General features: G+C 71.6%; 12 protein-coding genes and 2 tRNA genes. 8 read left to right on the top strand and 6 right to left on the bottom strand.

Annotated features, from left to right (window positions below; genetic code table 11):
* Window positions 1–242 precede the first annotated feature (242 nt).
* Both ACIBCJ_RS07525 and ACIBCJ_RS07530 read right to left on the bottom strand, forming a co-directional pair.
* Entirely contained in the window at window positions 243–1442 is a 1200-nt protein-coding gene (locus ACIBCJ_RS07525; protein ID WP_365979107.1) for an ROK family protein, read from the bottom strand.
* A gap of 677 nt (window positions 1443–2119) precedes the next feature.
* On the bottom strand, window positions 2120–3505 hold the full coding sequence (locus ACIBCJ_RS07530; RefSeq protein WP_362095192.1) for an amino acid permease: 1386 nt from the start codon (window positions 3503–3505) through the stop codon (window positions 2120–2122).
* Window positions 3506–3843: 338 nt separating this feature from the next.
* Here ACIBCJ_RS07530 and ACIBCJ_RS07535 point away from each other — a divergent pair, with 338 nt between their 5' ends.
* Window positions 3844–4428: a biotin transporter BioY gene (locus ACIBCJ_RS07535; RefSeq protein WP_362095195.1), complete on the top strand. Its 585-nt coding sequence runs from the start codon at window positions 3844–3846 to the stop codon at window positions 4426–4428.
* A gap of 96 nt (window positions 4429–4524) precedes the next feature.
* On the opposite strand, the gene ACIBCJ_RS07540 is transcribed toward ACIBCJ_RS07535, so the two are convergent.
* Complete coding sequence (locus ACIBCJ_RS07540) at window positions 4525–5973, bottom strand: amino acid permease (protein WP_365979108.1); 1449 nt, start codon at window positions 5971–5973, stop codon at window positions 4525–4527.
* A gap of 206 nt (window positions 5974–6179) precedes the next feature.
* Here ACIBCJ_RS07540 and ACIBCJ_RS07545 point away from each other — a divergent pair, with 206 nt between their 5' ends.
* Window positions 6180–6665: a ribose-5-phosphate isomerase gene (locus ACIBCJ_RS07545; protein ID WP_362095201.1), complete on the top strand. Its 486-nt coding sequence runs from the start codon at window positions 6180–6182 to the stop codon at window positions 6663–6665.
* Window positions 6666–6921: 256 nt separating this feature from the next.
* A complete protein-coding gene (locus ACIBCJ_RS07550) occupies window positions 6922–7740 on the top strand; it encodes a DNA-formamidopyrimidine glycosylase family protein (RefSeq protein ID WP_365979109.1) in 819 nt (272 codons plus the stop codon).
* 26 nt (window positions 7741–7766) lie between these two features.
* On the opposite strand, the gene ACIBCJ_RS07555 is transcribed toward ACIBCJ_RS07550, so the two are convergent.
* On the bottom strand, window positions 7767–9056 hold the full coding sequence (locus ACIBCJ_RS07555) for a GNAT family N-acetyltransferase (RefSeq protein WP_365979110.1): 1290 nt from the start codon (window positions 9054–9056) through the stop codon (window positions 7767–7769).
* Between the two features lie 156 nt (window positions 9057–9212).
* Here ACIBCJ_RS07555 and ACIBCJ_RS07560 point away from each other — a divergent pair, with 156 nt between their 5' ends.
* Both ACIBCJ_RS07560 and ACIBCJ_RS07565 read left to right on the top strand, forming a co-directional pair.
* Window positions 9213–10400: a PP2C family protein-serine/threonine phosphatase gene (locus ACIBCJ_RS07560; RefSeq protein WP_362095209.1), complete on the top strand. Its 1188-nt coding sequence runs from the start codon at window positions 9213–9215 to the stop codon at window positions 10398–10400.
* 22 nt (window positions 10401–10422) lie between these two features.
* The gene (locus tag ACIBCJ_RS07565; protein WP_362511116.1) at window positions 10423–10890 is read left to right on the top strand and encodes an HD domain-containing protein; all 468 of its coding nucleotides are present in this window, start codon (window positions 10423–10425) and stop codon (window positions 10888–10890) included.
* 10 nt (window positions 10891–10900) lie between these two features.
* On the opposite strand, the gene ACIBCJ_RS07570 is transcribed toward ACIBCJ_RS07565, so the two are convergent.
* Window positions 10901–12145: an acyltransferase family protein gene (locus ACIBCJ_RS07570; RefSeq protein WP_365979112.1), complete on the bottom strand. Its 1245-nt coding sequence runs from the start codon at window positions 12143–12145 to the stop codon at window positions 10901–10903.
* Between the two features lie 676 nt (window positions 12146–12821).
* Here ACIBCJ_RS07570 and ACIBCJ_RS07575 point away from each other — a divergent pair.
* On the top strand, window positions 12822–13016 hold the full coding sequence (locus ACIBCJ_RS07575; protein WP_007449834.1) for a hypothetical protein: 195 nt from the start codon (window positions 12822–12824) through the stop codon (window positions 13014–13016).
* A 55-nt stretch (window positions 13017–13071) separates the two neighbouring features.
* Here the strand turns inward: ACIBCJ_RS07575 and ACIBCJ_RS07580 are convergent.
* A tRNA-Gly gene (locus ACIBCJ_RS07580) sits at window positions 13072–13142 on the bottom strand.
* Window positions 13143–13304: 162 nt separating this feature from the next.
* On the opposite strand from ACIBCJ_RS07580, the gene ACIBCJ_RS07585 reads away from it, so the two are divergent.
* Window positions 13305–13381: transfer RNA gene (locus tag ACIBCJ_RS07585), tRNA-Pro, on the top strand.
* 216 nt (window positions 13382–13597) lie between these two features.
* Window positions 13598–15001, top strand: a complete 1404-nt coding sequence (gene tig / locus ACIBCJ_RS07590; RefSeq protein WP_365979113.1) for a trigger factor — start codon at window positions 13598–13600, stop codon at window positions 14999–15001.
* Window positions 15002–15273: the final 272 nt, after the last annotated feature.

The following is a 15273-nucleotide window of genomic DNA, read 5'->3' on the forward strand; positions in this document are numbered from 1 at the left end:
ACGGGCGGCACGCGCCGGAAACACGGCGCGAGGGCAGCCGGGAAGGCGTCACGGGGTGGAACGGGTGAAGTGGAGTGGGGCATGCGGAATTCCGGCACGGGGAAGTGCGGGGGAAAGGGGAATTCACGCAGCGGGATACGCGCTCCGGGCGCGCCGGGGCGTCAGCAACAGAAGGTGCGACAGCTCATGAGGTGAATGCTTCCGGTCGACGGTGATCCGTGTCAACATTCCGAGGCACTGAATTAATTAGCCTCAGGTGAAGCGCCCAACGGGTCCCGGTACAGCACGTCCAGGACGACCGAGCCACCCGCGACGGCCAGCACGGAATCGGGGAAACTCGTCGGGAGGACGTCCGCCGCGCGTTCCGTGCCGACCGCCTCCCGCAGTGCGGCCAGGCAGTCCGCGCGGTGCATGGCGCCGATCTCGGTGACCACCACCGTCTCCGGGTTGAGCACGTCCGCCAGCAGCCCCGCCGCCCGCCCGGTGGTCCGGGACCGCTCCAGCAGCAGCGCGGCGGCCACCGGGTCGACGGCGTCCGCGGCGGCGAGCACGTGCCGCGGATTGTCCCCGTCCGTGACCCCGGCCGCGCGGGCCCGGCGGCACAGGGTCCGCTCGCTCAACTCCGCCTGGAGGCATCCGGTACGCCCGCAGGCGCACGGCTCGCTGCCGCCCGGCACCGGCAGGTGCGCGATCGCGCCCGCCTGCGAACGCGGCCCGTGGTGCACCTCGTCGTGCGTGGCGAAGGCCGCGTCGACCACGTTGCCGGCGAACAGGTGCAGCACGCTGCCGCTGCCCCGCGCCCGCCCGAACAGCCGCTCCCCGTTGACCAGCGCCCGGGCGTGGCCGTCGACGTGGACGGGCAGCCCGGTGTGCGCCCCGAGCACCTCCCGCACCGGCACGTCCCGCCAGCCCAGCAGTCCGTGCTCGACGACCACGCCGGAGTCCCGGTCGACCCAGCCGCCGGCCGCGACGCCCACCCCGAGCGGCCGGGCGTCGCGCCGCTCGGAGAGCATCCCGGCCAGCGCCTTCGCCGCGTGGGGCAGTACCCACCCCGGATCGGTGCGCTCGTGCCGCAGCTCCCGCTGCCGCACCACCCGGCCGCGCAGATCGAGCAGCGCCACGGTGGTGTAGGGGACGGCCACGTGCAGCCCGCCGACCACGAACCGCGAGTCGTCGAGGTCCAGGGGCACGTGCGGGCGGCCCACCCCCTTCGGCCGCCGGGGCGGCTCGGCCTCGCGCACCAGCCCGAGCCGGGTGAAGCGGGCGCAGTAGTCCGTGACCGACGCCGGGGACAGCCCGGTCAGCCGGGCGATGGTGCTGCGCGCCACGGGCCCGTGCTCCAGCACGGAGCGCAGGACGACGCCGGCGGTGGCCCGCCGCCGGTCGCGGTCGGCGCCGCGCGGAACGGGGGAAGGGGTCAGGGTTGCCGCGGTACGGGGCATGGGGATGGGTCTCCTCCGGAACGGGTCCGACACTGCGCCGTCTGAACGGGTCGAGGCGCGCCGGGCCCACCCCGCCCGCCTCACGGATCTGTTGACTCGTCGGCCGGGGGCATCCGGTGTCGTGGTGCCCCGTCAGCTCACGCGAGGACGGCGACAGGTGGCAGTGCCCTGGCGTCGCAGGTCGACATAGCGACGCGACGTGAAGTTCCGGGCCTGGGCAACCATGTGTTCGAAGCTAGCGCAACGGTCCCGCCCTGCCCAGGAGGCGACCGACGGGCGAGACGGAGGGCGCCGACGGGTGAGACGGAAAAGCCCCCGCGAGTCACGTCCTCGCGGGGGCCTTCCTCATTCCGCCTGCCTGGTGAAGGCTGAGAAGACGATCACGAGGCAGGGCGTTCAGGGGCCGCCGTGCACGGCACGGGCAACGGATCGCCGGTGTCGGCTCGACCCCGCCCCGTGCCTTATTGCACAGCACTTGCAAGTGCACGGTAGCAGCAAGAGGCCCGGCCGGGGCGGACGGGCGGGCCGGCGGACGGCGAAGGGCCCCCGCACGGGACTCGTGCGGGGGCCCTTCGAAGAGAACGGCCGCGTCCGGACCAGGGGGTGTCGTTCGGATCTTGTCGTGAGTCGCCACCAGGGCACCGTCGCCCGGAGCCGACCTGATCGAACGTCACCCCCTAGCGGCGGGCCGCGGTCCGCCGCTGGCGGGCGTAGCCGACGGCGGCCAGGAACAGCGTCATTCCGCCCGTCGAGTACAGCTGCACCCGGGTGTCCGGCTCGCGGGCCATCAGCACGAACACCGCGGCCATGCCCGCCAGCGCCACCCAGGTCAGCCACGGGAAGCCCCACATGCGCACGACCAGCTTCTCGGGCGCCTCCCGCTCCAGACGGCGCCGCAGCCGCAGCTGCGAGGCGGCGATGAAGATCCAGACGACCAGGATGACCGCCCCGATCATGTTGAGCAGCCAGGAGAAGACGTCGTCCGGCCGCCAGTAGCTGAGCAGCACGCAGCCGAAGCCGAAGAGGGACGAGACGAGCACCGCGATCCTGGGCACCCCGCCCGAGACCCGGCCCAGCGCCTTCGGGCCCTGCCCGCGCTCCACCAGCGAGTAGCCGATGCGGGAGGCGCCGTAGATGTTGGCGTTCATCGCGCTCAGCAGCGCGACCAGGACCACGACGTTCATGAGCTGACCCGCGCCGGGGATGCCCAGCTCGTCGAGGGCGGCGACGTACGGGCCCTTCTCGACGACCTCGGGGGAGTCCCACGGGACCAGGGTCACGATGACCGCCATCGAGCCGATGTAGAACAGCGCGATGCGCCACATCGCCGTCCGGACGGCGCTCGCCACGCCCCGGACCGGGTTCTCCGACTCGGCCGCCGCGATGGTCACCGTCTCCAGACCGCCGTAGGCGAACACCGAGGCGAGCAGACCGATGATCAGGCCGTTGCCGCCGTGGGGGAGGAAGTCGCCCAGATGGGAGGTGCCGGGGGAGTCGGTGCCCGGCAGGACGCCGCAGATCGCCAGCACGCCCAGCACCAGGAACAGCGAGATCGCGCCGACCTTGAGGGTGGCGAACCAGAACTCGAACTCGCCGAAGTTCTTCACGGCGGCCAGGTTCGTGCCGCAGAACACCACCATGAACAGCGCCACCCACGCCCACTCGGGCGTGCCCGGCAGCCATCCGTGCACGATCTGCGCGGCGCCGATGCCCTCCAGGCCGACGGCCGTGCACAGCAGCACCCAGAACGCCCAGCCGGCGGTGAAACCGGCCCAGGGCCCGATCGCCCGCTCGGCGTGCGCGGAGAAGGAACCGGACGACGGATACGCGGCGGACATCTCGCCCAGCATCCGCATCACCAGCATCACGAGGAGACCGGAGAGGGTGTAGGCGACGACGATCGAGGGCCCGGCGGCGGCGATGCCGGCCCCGGAGCCGACGAACAGACCCGCGCCGATCACGCCGCCGAGGGCGATCATCGACAGGTGGCGCTGCTTGAGGCCGTGGGAGAGGGAGGCGTCCACCGGCTGCGCGGGCGCCTCGGTGGGGGTGCTGTGGGACATGGAGCGGCTCGTCCGATGCGTGGGGGGCGGGTGGGGACTCGGGCAGGGCAAAAGCGCCCACAGTCTCCGGGCTCACGCCCTCCCGCGACACCGGCTGCCCAGGATGCGGACGGACCGGATACGGAAGGTGATCATCCGTATGCGCCCTCCCGGTGCCGTGACGCCTGCCTCGTCCCTCAGGTGACGGGTGTCACCCGGGACCACGTGTATCCCGCGTCCTTTGTCGGGAGCCCACCAAGCCGACGCGCGGGCCTTTGTCGAGCGCTGCTGATGATCGGCCCCTGCCGCTGGGATAGCGTCGCGGTGTCCCGACATGTCCACACCACCGCGGAGTCCCCATGAGCACCGCCGCCGTTTCCGCCCGCCGTTCCGGGCAGGTCCTCGCCGACCTCCTCCCCTCCTCCCGAGTCCGGGACGTCGCGCTCGTGGCGGGCGGCGCCGTGCTCACCGGCGTCGCGGCCCAGATCGCGGTGCCCGTGCCCGGCTCCCCCGTGCCGGTGACCGGCCAGACCTTCGCCGCGCTCCTCGTGGGCACCTCGCTCGGCGCCCGCCGCGGTCTGCTCTCGCTCGCGCTGTACGCCGTGGTCGGCATGGCGGGCGTGCCGTGGTTCGCGCAGGGCGGCTCCGGTACCGCCGCCCCGTCCCTCGGCTACGTCTTCGGCATGCTGCTCGCCGCCGCGGCCGTCGGCGCCCTGGCCCGCCGCGGAGCCGACCGCTCGGTGCTGCGCACGGCCGGCACGATGCTGCTCGGCGAGGCGATCATCTACGCCGTCGGCGTGCCGTACCTGGCCCTCGCGGCCGACATGTCCCTCACCGCCGCGATCGCGGCCGGCCTCACCCCGTTCCTGATCGGCGACGCGCTGAAGGCCGCGCTGGCGATGGGCGTCCTGCCCACCGCGTGGAAGCTGGCCGACAAGCGGTAACGAGGGGGCCCGAGACCCACGGAAGAGGCCCGCCGGGGCGCATCGAGCGCCCCGGCGGGCCTCTTTTGTCTTCTCCGTCGTCCGGCGACGGGCGGGTCAGCCCTTCGCGTCGACCGCCACGGCCTTCCGCGCGGTGATCCGCTGCTTGACGAAGGCGACGACGAGGACGATCGCGGCGACGAGCAGCGACAGCAGGACGGTGCTGCGCCCGTCGTGTTCGGTGTCGGTCAGCATGTAGCCGAGCACGAAGACGATGACCGCGGCCGCCGCCCAGGTCAGGTACGGGTACAGCCACATCCGCACCACGAGCTTCTCCGGCGCCTCGGCCTGGATGATCTTCCGCAGGCGCAGCTGCGAGAAGCAGATGGCCAGCCAGACGAAGAGGGCCACGGCACCGGAGGAGTTGAGCAGGAACAGGAAGACCGTGTCGGGGAACTTGTAGTTGAAGAACACCGCGACGAAGCCGAAGACGACGGACGACAGGATCGCCGTCTGCGGCACCCCGCGCCGGGTGGTGCGGGCGAAGGCCTTCGGCGCGTCGCCGCGCTCACCGAGCGAGAACGCCATGCGGGAGGCCGTGTAGAGCCCGGAGTTCAGGCAGGACAGCACGGACGTCAGCACGATGAAGTTCATGATCTCGCCGGCGTTCGGGATGCCGAGGGAGTCCAGCGCGGCGACGTACGAGCCCTGGTCGACGATCGACTGCGCGTCCCAGGGCAGCAGCGTGACCACGACGAAGATGGACCCGAGGTAGAAGACGGCGATGCGCCAGATGATGCTGTTGGTCGCCTTGGTCACGGCCCGCTGCGGGTCCTCGGACTCACCGGCGGCCAGCGTGGGGATCTCGCTGCCCATGAACGAGAACACGACGAGCAGCACACCGGTGAGGATGGCCCCGGCCCCGTGCGGCAGGAATCCGCCGTGTTCGGTCAGGTTCCCGAGCCCCGCCTGGTCGCTGTCCACGCCGGGCAGCACGCCGAACACGGCCAGCCCGCCGACCACGATGAACGCGGCGATGGCGACGACCTTGATCCCGGCGAACCAGAACTCGAACTCGCCGTAGGAGCCGACGGAGACGAGGTTGGTGGCGGTCAGCACGAACATCACGATGAGGGCCCAGCCCCACTGGGGCACGGCCGGTATCCAGCCCTCCAGGATCTTGGCCCCGGCCGTGGCCTCCACGGCCAGCACCACGACCCAGAAGAACCAGTACAGCCAGCCGATGGAGAACCCGGCCCAGGGGCCGAGCGCCCGGTCGGCGTGTGCGGAGAAGGAGCCGGAGGTCGGGTTGGCGGCCGACATCTCCCCGAGCATCCGCATCACCAGCACCACGAGCGTGCCGACGAGGGCGTACGAGAGAAGGATGCCGGGACCCGCCGTGGCGATCCCGGAACTGGAGCCAACGAACAGCCCGGCCCCGATGACGCCGCCGATGGCGATCATCGAGAGGTGGCGGTTCTTGAGCCCGGCCTGGAGCCCGGACCCGGGTTCTCCGGGCCCGGCGGGCCCGTCCTCGGGCTTGGTCAAGGTCGGCTGCGAAGTCATGGGGGAGGTTTCCTTTGCGCCGGTCGAGCACTGTCCCGTACGAGCGGTGTACGAGCCGGACCAGTGAAACGGAGGTGAACAGATCTGGGAACCTTTGAATCCGGATCGTTACTTGAGCTTTCCCTGAGGTTTCAAAGTTTCACGTTGCGTATTCCCCGTCGGCACCCGAAGAGTCCGCCTCCCGGCCCGCGTGTCACACTCGACGCATGCGCGTGTATCTCGGCTCGGACCATGCGGGCTTCGAACTCAAGAACCACCTCGTCGAGTGGCTCAAGGACGCGGGCCACGAGCCCGTCGACTGCGGCCCGCACCTCTACGACGCCCAGGACGACTACCCGCCCTTCTGCCTGCGCGCCGCCGAGCGCACGGCCGCGGACCCCGACGCCCTCGGCATCGTGATCGGCGGCTCCGGCAACGGCGAGCAGATCGCGGCGAACAAGGTGAAGGGCGTGCGCGCGGCGCTGGCCTGGAGCGAGGAGACGGCGTCGCTGGGCCGCCAGCACAACAACGCCAACGTCGTCGCGGTCGGCGCCCGCATGCACACGCAGGACGAGGCGACGAAGTTCGTCGAGACCTTCCTCGCCACCCCCTTCTCCGGCGACGAACGCCACATCCGCCGCATCGACATGCTCACGTCCTACGAGACGACGGGCGACCTCCCCCCGATCCCGCCCCACCACCCCCAGCAGTAGCACCCCGACGCCGGGGCCCCGCCGCACCGCGTGCGAGGCCCCGGCGTGCGGATCGGCAGCAAGGCCCGCCGGTCGGGAACGCGGGCCTACGGGCGGGCCGGGCATGAGGGGTCTCGCCGGGCAGGGCAGTGGGCCCGCACGGGTGCGGGGGACGGAGTACCCGCCGGGGTCCGGGGCGGAGCCCCGGGACGAGTCGAGCCTCTCGACCCGCCGAGACGGGTGGACGGGTGGGCAGAGGAAACGAAAGGACACCCCCGTGCCGGAGGGGCACACGATCCACAGGCTGGCCCAGGACTACACCGCCGCCTTCGCCCGGACGGCAGTCCACGTCACCAGCCCCCAGGGCAAGTTCGCCGACTCCGCCGCCCTCCTCGACGGCACCGTGCTGACCACCGCCGACGCCCACGGCAAACACCTCTTCCTCGGCTTCGGCGCAGCCGGGGACCCCGCCTGGGTCCACATCCACCTCGGCCTCTTCGGCAAGGTCGCCTTCGGCCCGGCCCCCGCGCCCCCGCCCACGGACACCGTCCGCCTCCGCCTCGCGAACGACACCGCGTACGTCGACCTCCGCGGCCCCACCACCTGCGCCCTGATCACGGACCCGGAGAAGCAGGCGATACACGACCGCCTCGGTCCTGACCCGCTGCGCCCGGACGCCGACCCCGACGCGGCCTACCGCCGGATCTCCCGCAGCCGCACCACCGTCGCCGCCCTGCTCATGGACCAGAAGGTCGTCGCCGGCGTCGGCAACGTCTACCGCGCCGAGGTCCTCTTCCGCCACGGCATCGACCCCTACCGCGCGGGCAGGGACCTCACCCGCGCCGAGTGGGACGCGATCTGGCACGACCTGACCGGGCTCATGCGCGAGGGCGTACGGAACAACCGCATCGACACCGTCCGCCCCGAGCACACCCCGGAGGTCATGGGCCGCCCGCCCCGCGTCGACGACCACGGCGGCGAGGTCTACGTCTACCGCCGGGCCGGCCAGTCCTGCCACCTCTGCGGCAGCCCCGTCCGCACCGCCGACCTCGCCGCCCGCAACCTCTTCTGGTGCCCCACCTGCCAGCAGCGGTAGGGCCCCGCCCCCGACTCAGACCCCGTTCAGAACCCGTGCGGCAGCCACGGCGCCACGTCCGACCCGAACGCCACCGACGTCTCCGCCAGCGCCCCGGTCCGTACCTCACGCACCCGCCCGGCCGCCCCCAGCGCACCGAGCCCGACACCGCCGAGGTACGCCGCCCCCAACTCCCGTACGGACAGGGACAGATCCGCAGCGTCGGCCGTCCGCTCGCAGGACGCCCCCTTGGCATCGCCGCTTAGCCGCCAACGTCCCGCGTTCCAGGGGCAGAAGGCGTCCTCGACCTCGAAAACGACGTCCACCGGCGCCTGGTAGGTCCGCGCCGCGAGCGCCGCCCCCACGTCCACCAGCCGTACGTACAGCGCGTCCCGCAGCTCCGGCCGGCACCGCCGGATGTCGGACACCTGGTACTGCCACGCCTCGTCGACCGGCCGCCCCCGCACCGACAGCCTGGAGGTGAGGTCGATGTCGTACAGGAAGCGCCACAACGCCGCCTCGGTCGCCGCGTCGAGACCGGCCAGGGCGTCCAGGACCACCGTGCCCCCGGCCCCCTCGGGCCCCCAGGCCGGCCGCACCCGGAAGCGCGCGAACCCGGTGACCCCGCCGTCCCGGCGGGCGATCACGCACTGCAGGGGCGAGGCGCCGTCCCGCCCGCTCTCCGGATCCAGCAGCGCCAGCCGGTCCCAGCCGGGCTGCCGGGCCAGCATCCCGGGCCGCCCCGGCACCAGCCGCGCGTACACCGCCTCACACGCGTCGAGCACGTCGGCGGGCGCCGCGTACCGCAGGCGTACGTCATCCGTGCCCGGCGGCACGGACAGCCGGACCCGGCTCGTGTCGATCTCCGCGTGGAGCGCGAAGGTCGCGGCGCCGTACCCGAACCGGCCGTAGATCGCCGGCTCGGACGCCGTCAGTACCGCCAGCGGCTCGCCCCAGGACCGTACGTCGTCCAGCTGCCGGCGCATCATCGACGTCAGGACGCCCCGGCGCCGGTGCGTGGCGGCGACGCTCACCATCGTCACGCCCGCGGCGGGCACCCGCGCGCCGCCCGGCACGGTCATCCCGAAGGCGAAGGCCCCCGCCGTCCCGACGCAGGCCTCGCCGTCCCCGTCGCCCTCCCACACGCCGATCGACCGGTCGACCCGCGTCAGTTCCCGGAACAGCTCCAGTTCGTCGGCCGGCTCCGGGATCCCGCCGAAGGCCCGGATCAGCGACCCGTACCACGTGTCCCACTCCTCGCGCCGCAGCACCCGCGGCTCCGTCGTCCTCGTCGTCACGCCGTCGCCGCCCTCATCCGTCGACCGTCCATACGGCATGCGTACCAGGGGCCGCCCGGGTCGGGCGAGGCAATTTCGGCAGGGTTGCGGCGCGCGAGCCGTTCGTGAAGTTCACTGTGAAGTCCGGCCCCGGACGGGGGACAAGTGGGACCTCCCGTGCCAAGCGGCCGGTCCGATGGATAGGGTCCCGAACTAATGGCAGCAGGACGACAGCGGCGCGCGGAAGCCGAGACGTTCACGGCCCGGTGGAAGAAGCAGTGGCACCGGGTCCGCGTCGGCGTGCGCCGGGCCGCCGTCGACTACTTCCGCGGCGACGGTTCGGACTGGATCGCGCTCGCCGGACTGCTGCTGACGATCCCCGTCATCGCCGCCACCACCATGGCCAACTCCGTGTGGTGCTCACCCTCCGCGCTGGTCATCCCGATCGTCGCGGGCGGCCTGCTGCTGCGCCCGGCGAGCCTGCTCGGCCTGTACGCGGCGGCGGCCACCGCGCTGATCGTGGAGTCGGTGCAGCTCGGCCCCTACACCGAGGGCCCCTCCCGGGTCACCCCGGGCGCGGTCCTGGTCGTCGCGGCCTGCGGCTTCTTCGGGCTCCTCGTCGCCCAGTTCCGCAGCCGGGTCGGCGTGCCCTGGCGGCGCGGCGGCACCATGCTCTTCGACCTGCGCGAACGCATCCGCGTGCAGAGCAAGTTGCCGCAGCTGCCCAAGGGCTGGCACCGGGAGATGGCGCTGCGCCCGGCCGGCGGCCAGTCCTTCTCCGGCGACTTCGTCGTCGCCGCCCGCACCAACGGCGGCCGCACGCTGGAGGTCGTCCTCACCGACGTCTCCGGCAAGGGCATGGACGCGGCCTCGCGCGCGCTGCTGCTGTCCGGGGCCTTCGGCGGGCTGCTGGGCAGCCTGCCCCCGCACGCCTTCCTGCCGGCCGCCAACGGCTATCTGCTCCGCCAGGACTGGGACGAGGGCTTCGCCACCTCCATCCACCTGGTCCTGGACCTCGACTCCGGCGACTACGAGCTGTACTCCGCCGGGCATCCGCCGGGTCTCCAGCTCAGCGCCGGCACCGGCCGCTGGGAGGAGAAGTCGGCCGAGGGCCCGCTGCTCGGCGTGTACGACGGCGCGCAGTTCGACCAGGTGAAGGGAACGCTGCGGCCCGGCGACGTGCTGATGCTGTTCACGGACGGCCTGGTGGAGACCTCCGACCGGGACATCGCCGAAGGCATCGACCGTCTCACCGGCGAGGCCGACCGCTATGTCGCGGGCGGCTTCCACGGCGCGGCCTGGCACCTGATCGAGGCGGTGGCCAAGGACGTCAACGACGACCGGGCGCTGCTGCTGATCTGCCGGGAGGGGCCCACGGCCCAGTCCGCGACGGCGACGGACTGAGGGCCGCGCACATACTGGGCCCATGTCCCACGACTCCGCACCGCCCGCCCGGAGGCTCTCCCCGGCCGAGGTCGAGGCCATCGCACGCGCCGCCCACGCCGGGCAGACCGACAAGGCGGGCCGGCCGTACGCCGAACACCTGCGAGCCGTCGCCGAGGGCGTACGGGCGCGCGGCGGCGACGACGAGCAGATCGCGGCCGCCTGGCTGCACGACGCCGTCGAGGACGAGGCACTGACCGAGCGCTGGCTGGACGAGGCGCCGCTGAGCCGCCGCACCAAGGACATCGTCCTGGCCCTCACCAAGCGCGCCGGGGAGCCGCCCGAGGCGTACGCCGCGCGGATCCTCGCCACGCCGGGCGCGGCACTGGTCAAGGAGGCGGACCTGGCGCACAACGCCGACCCCGCCCGGCTCGCCGTCCTCGACGAGGCGACCCGCACGCGACTGGCCGAGAAGTACACGCGGATGCGCGCACTTCTCGGCCAGGAGTGACCCAGAGGTCCTAGACGGAGACCTTCTCGCCGCTGCCGTTCGGCACGGAGGCCGCGACGGCCGTGCCACGCGTCCCGGCGTGCTCCGCCCCGGCGTGCTCCGCACGGGAGCGGTCCGCCCCGGAGGGACCGCGCTTCTCACGTCCCCGGGCGTCGCCGCCGGGATCCGGCTTGAAGGCCCAGTCCATCCTCGGTTCGACCACGTAGCGCAGGACCCGCTGGACGGGCTTGGTGCACAGCAGGGTCACGGCGGTGGCGCCGAGCACGGTGAGGCCGATCTCGCCGAGCGGCCGGTCCAGGAAGGGCTGGTGGAACCAGCCGGTGTAGCTGCCCTCCTTCACCAGGAAGCCGTGCAGCAGGTAGCCGTAGATCGTGCCGGCGCCGAGGGCCGTGAACCACATGCGGCGGCCGGGCACCCAGGCGAAGAAGCACGCGGTCAGCACCACGGAGCAGCCGAAGAGCGCGAGCGTCAGGACGGGCCCGGACCACCAGGGGCCGCCGGTGTCCTGCACGGCGGCGTTGCGGTAGAACCAGCCGGTCTCCATGCGCGGCACCGACCACCAGCCGATCACCAGCGCCGCCGCGACCACCGGCACGGACAGGATCCGCACCGAGCGGCGCCGCACCATCCGGAAGTGCTCGGGACGCAGCACCAGACCCAGCACGAAGCACGGCAGGAACTGCAGCACGCGCTGCATGTTCAGGTCGTTGGCGATGGTGGGCGTGACGGAGGCGAGCGCGGCGATGGCCAGGGCGATCGGCAGCGGCCAGCGGACCGTCTGCCAGATGGGCGTGGTCAGCCGCCAGACGAACAGCGCGCACAGGAACCACAGGAGGTAGGTGGGGTCCAGCAGACTGAAGTCGCTCTGCGGGTCCTCGCTGATGCGGCGGTGCAGCGTGTAGGCGACCTCGAAGACGAGGTACGGGACGGCGACACCGGTGATCAGCCGCTTGACGCGCTTGGGGCTGAGATCGAAACTGCGCGAGAAGTAGCCGGAGATGACGATGAACGCCGGCATGTGGAACGTGTACAGGACCCGGTAGAGGGCCTCCACGGTCCGGTTCCCGTCCAGGATCTGCCCCCAGGCGTGGCCCACTCCGACCAGCACGATGGCCAGGTACTTCGCGTTGTCGAAGAACGCGTCGCGCTGCCGGCCCGGCTGTGCACCGGGGGGCTGCCGGGCCTGCTGTGTCTGCTGGTCCGGTGGGGACGGCGACTTACGGTCGTCACCGTGAGGTCGCAGCGAGCCAGTCATGCAACCCCCCGCCGGGAACTCGGCGAGTGGTCACAGGACCTCGCTGCTCTGATGGGGGACGGGGCAGCGTAGAACATCTGAGGCACCCTAGCGTTCTCCGTGTGATTCCGTAAAACCCTCGACGTCATTCCTGCATTTCGGGTCCTGAGCGCGGTGTGCGTACGGTTCGTGTACCCCCGTATTACGGAAACTCGGCCCCGCCGTTCGCGTGACGGTGTCCACAGCCCGTACGCCGCCGCGCTCCTGAGTCGGTCCGGGAGCACCCACCTTGTCCTGACACATCACGACTAAGCCAGGCATAAGTCAGACGGGCGACTCCGCTGGAATGTCCGCTTCGGCCCCCTGGGTGAACCTGTGATCTCCCTGTGATGAACCTGTCGGCGCTCTCGCCGATGTGTCCCCCGCGACAATTCGAATTACCTGCGAACGCGTTGTGTGGACATGGAAACGAAGTCACTGGAATTCCCCGTACGGACGGCCCGTCGAAATGCTGTACGAGGCCCGGAGGCCGGGTGCGCCCGCGTGCGCCGGGGAGTGTGCCGCGGGAGAGACCGACCGGACGATGTGTCACCCGCCGCATGACCAAGCTCGGTTGGTGGCACGATGGTTCTGGCGGGGGTGTGCGGTGCCGCACCTCCGGGCCGGGAGAGCGGACCGACCTAGGGTGTGATCAGTTGTGGCCATTTCGCTGTCAGTGGTGCTGCTGTTGGCGATCATCCTGGTGGTGCTGCTGCGGGGAGGCTCCATCAAGGCGGGACCGGCGATCGTCGCGGTCCTCTTCGGTTTCTTCCTGGCCTCGACCGGCATGGCCGACGACATCCAGCGCTTCCTGGACTCGATAGCCGACATGGTCAACTCGATCCAGTTCTAGCCCGCACAAAGGCCTCCGGCCCGATCCCTGGGGGACCGGGCCGGAGGCCTCTCGGAGCGGGCGACGGGAATCGAACCCGCGTAGCCAGTTTGGAAGACTGGGGCTCTACCATTGAGCTACGCCCGCACAGCAGGCGCCGCGGGTCGGTGACCGCGGCACTGCAGGCATCGTAGCGGGTCGTCCCCTCTCACCGCACACCCCTTCCGGTCCGCGCCGGACCTTCGGGGACGCCCGGGAAACTCCGCGGCCCCGGTGCCTGGCGGCATGTACCCTACGTGTCGCACCAGACGGGGTGTGGCGCAGCTTGGTAGCGCGTCCGCTTTGGGAGCGGAAGGCCGTGGGTTCAAATCCCGCCACCCCGACCATCGTCCGCCGATCCGCACGCCGAACCGGCCACCGGTCGCGCCGGCCGCCCCGGACGGGGGCGAGTGATCGCCTTTTGGGCCGTGTAGTCGCTGCCGTTACTATGCAAGCTGCACGCCCGTGTGTCTCAGCGTCTGAAGTCTCCGGGCGGCGAAATTTGCCGGACACTCTCTGGTTCCGGCAGAACCCAAGAAGTCAGCCACCAAGGAGACCGAACCGTGAAGAGCGCCGTGGAGACCCTGAACCCGACCCGGGTTCGGCTCACTGTCGAGGTGCCCTTCGAGGAGCTCAAGGACAGCCTCGACGCGGCGTACAAGAAGATCAACCAGCAGGTCACGGTGAAGGGCTTCCGCAAGGGCAAGATCCCGGCCCGGGTCATCGACCAGCGGTTCGGCCGCGGTGCGGTTCTGGAGGAGGCGGTCAACGACGCGCTTCCCAAGTTCTACACCGACGCGGTCAACGAGGCCGAGCTGAACCCGCTCGGCCAGCCCGAGGTCGACATCACGGAGCTGAAGGACGGCGAGACGCTGAACTTCACCGCCGAGGTCGACATCCGTCCCTCCATCGAGATCCCGGACTACTCCGGCATCGAGGTCGAGGTCGACGCCGTCGAGGTCACCGACGAGGACGTCGACAAGTCGGTGGAGCAGCTGCGCGAGCGCTTCGCCTCGACCTCCCCGGTCGAGCGCGCCGCCGCGGAGGGCGACGTGCTCACCGTCGACCTGCAGGCCAAGGTCGACGGCGAGGTCCTCGAAGACGGCGTCGCCGACGGTGTGTCCTACACCATCGGCTCCGGCGAGCTGCTGGACGGCATCGACGACGCCGTGAAGGGCCTGGAGGCCGGTGGCGAGGCCACCTTCACCTCCGAGCTCAAGGGCGGCTCGGCGGCCGGCAAGGAGGCCGAGGTCACCGTCAAGGTCACCCAGGTCGCCGCGCGCGAGCTGCCCGAGCTGGACGACGACTTCGCCCAGCTCGCGTCGGAGTTCGACACGCTGGAGGAGCTGCGCGCCGACAGCCGCAAGCGCCTGGCCAACATGAAGCAGTACGACCAGGCCACGCAGGCCCAGGAGCGCGTCCTGGACAAGCTGCTCGACCTGGTCGAGGTCCCGGTCCCCGAGAAGCTCCTCGAGGACGAGATCAACACCCGTAAGCACAACCTGGAGCACCACCAGCTCGGCCAGATGGGTCTGGACCTCGAGAAGTACCTGGAGCTCCAGGGCAAGACCGCCGAGGAGTTCGAGACCGAGACCCGCGAGGCCGCGGTCAAGGGCATCAAGACCCAGTTCGTCCTCGACGAGCTGGTCAAGCGGGAGAACCTCAACGTCAGCCAGGAAGAGCTGACCGAGCACCTCATGCGCCGCGCCGCCTCCTCCGGCATGTCCCCCGACCAGTTCGCCCAGGCCGTCGTCGAGCAGGGCCAGGTCCCGCTCCTCGTCGGCGAGGTCGCCCGCGGCAAGGCCCTGGCCGCCGTGGTCGAGAAGGCCACGGTCAAGGACACCAACGGAGAGGTCGTCGACCTGGACGACGAGGAGGACGAGGAGACGGAGGCCACCGAGGCCGCCACCGAGTCCGCCGACGCCGAGAAGGCCGACGACAAGGCCGAGGAGAAGACGGAGGGCTGATCCCCTCGCGTCTCCCCAGACGGACGCAGAACGGGCCCCGGACGATCGACGCCGGGGCCCGTTCTGCATAGGGCCGGACAGCCCGCCCGAGGGCGCGGGGCTGTATCACCGTGCGGCTCCGCCGCGGGGGCGTGACCGGCCACGGACGGCCCGTAGCGGCGACGAGCACCTACCGCAAGGGCGAGATCCCGCAACCGCACCACCGCGGAGCGCTACGCCCCCGGCGAACACCCGCGGAACCGGGATGGCACCGCAGGGCCACCGCGTTAGGG

The sequence above is a fragment of the Streptomyces sp. NPDC051136 genome (genome assembly GCF_044455745.1).
GTDB lineage: Bacteria > Actinomycetota > Actinomycetes > Streptomycetales > Streptomycetaceae > Streptomyces.

What these genes read in the sequence shown, in the direction of transcription:
- ACIBCJ_RS07545 (WP_362095201.1), top strand. Translation starts at nt 6,180, where the DNA reads ATGCGCGTGTATCTCGGCTCGGACCATGCGGGCTTCGAACTCAAGAAC.
- ACIBCJ_RS07540 (WP_365979108.1), bottom strand. Translation starts at nt 5,973, where the DNA reads ATGACTTCGCAGCCGACCTTGACCAAGCCCGAGGACGGGCCCGCCGGG.
- ACIBCJ_RS07525 (WP_365979107.1), bottom strand. Translation starts at nt 1,442, where the DNA reads ATGCCCCGTACCGCGGCAACCCTGACCCCTTCCCCCGTTCCGCGCGGC.
- ACIBCJ_RS07555 (WP_365979110.1), bottom strand. Translation starts at nt 9,056, where the DNA reads ATGCCGTATGGACGGTCGACGGATGAGGGCGGCGACGGCGTGACGACG.
- ACIBCJ_RS07565 (WP_362511116.1), top strand. Translation starts at nt 10,423, where the DNA reads ATGTCCCACGACTCCGCACCGCCCGCCCGGAGGCTCTCCCCGGCCGAG.
- ACIBCJ_RS07530 (WP_362095192.1), bottom strand. Translation starts at nt 3,505, where the DNA reads ATGTCCCACAGCACCCCCACCGAGGCGCCCGCGCAGCCGGTGGACGCC.
- ACIBCJ_RS07560 (WP_362095209.1), top strand. Translation starts at nt 9,213, where the DNA reads ATGGCAGCAGGACGACAGCGGCGCGCGGAAGCCGAGACGTTCACGGCC.
- ACIBCJ_RS07535 (WP_362095195.1), top strand. Translation starts at nt 3,844, where the DNA reads ATGAGCACCGCCGCCGTTTCCGCCCGCCGTTCCGGGCAGGTCCTCGCC.
- ACIBCJ_RS07570 (WP_365979112.1), bottom strand. Translation starts at nt 12,145, where the DNA reads ATGACTGGCTCGCTGCGACCTCACGGTGACGACCGTAAGTCGCCGTCC.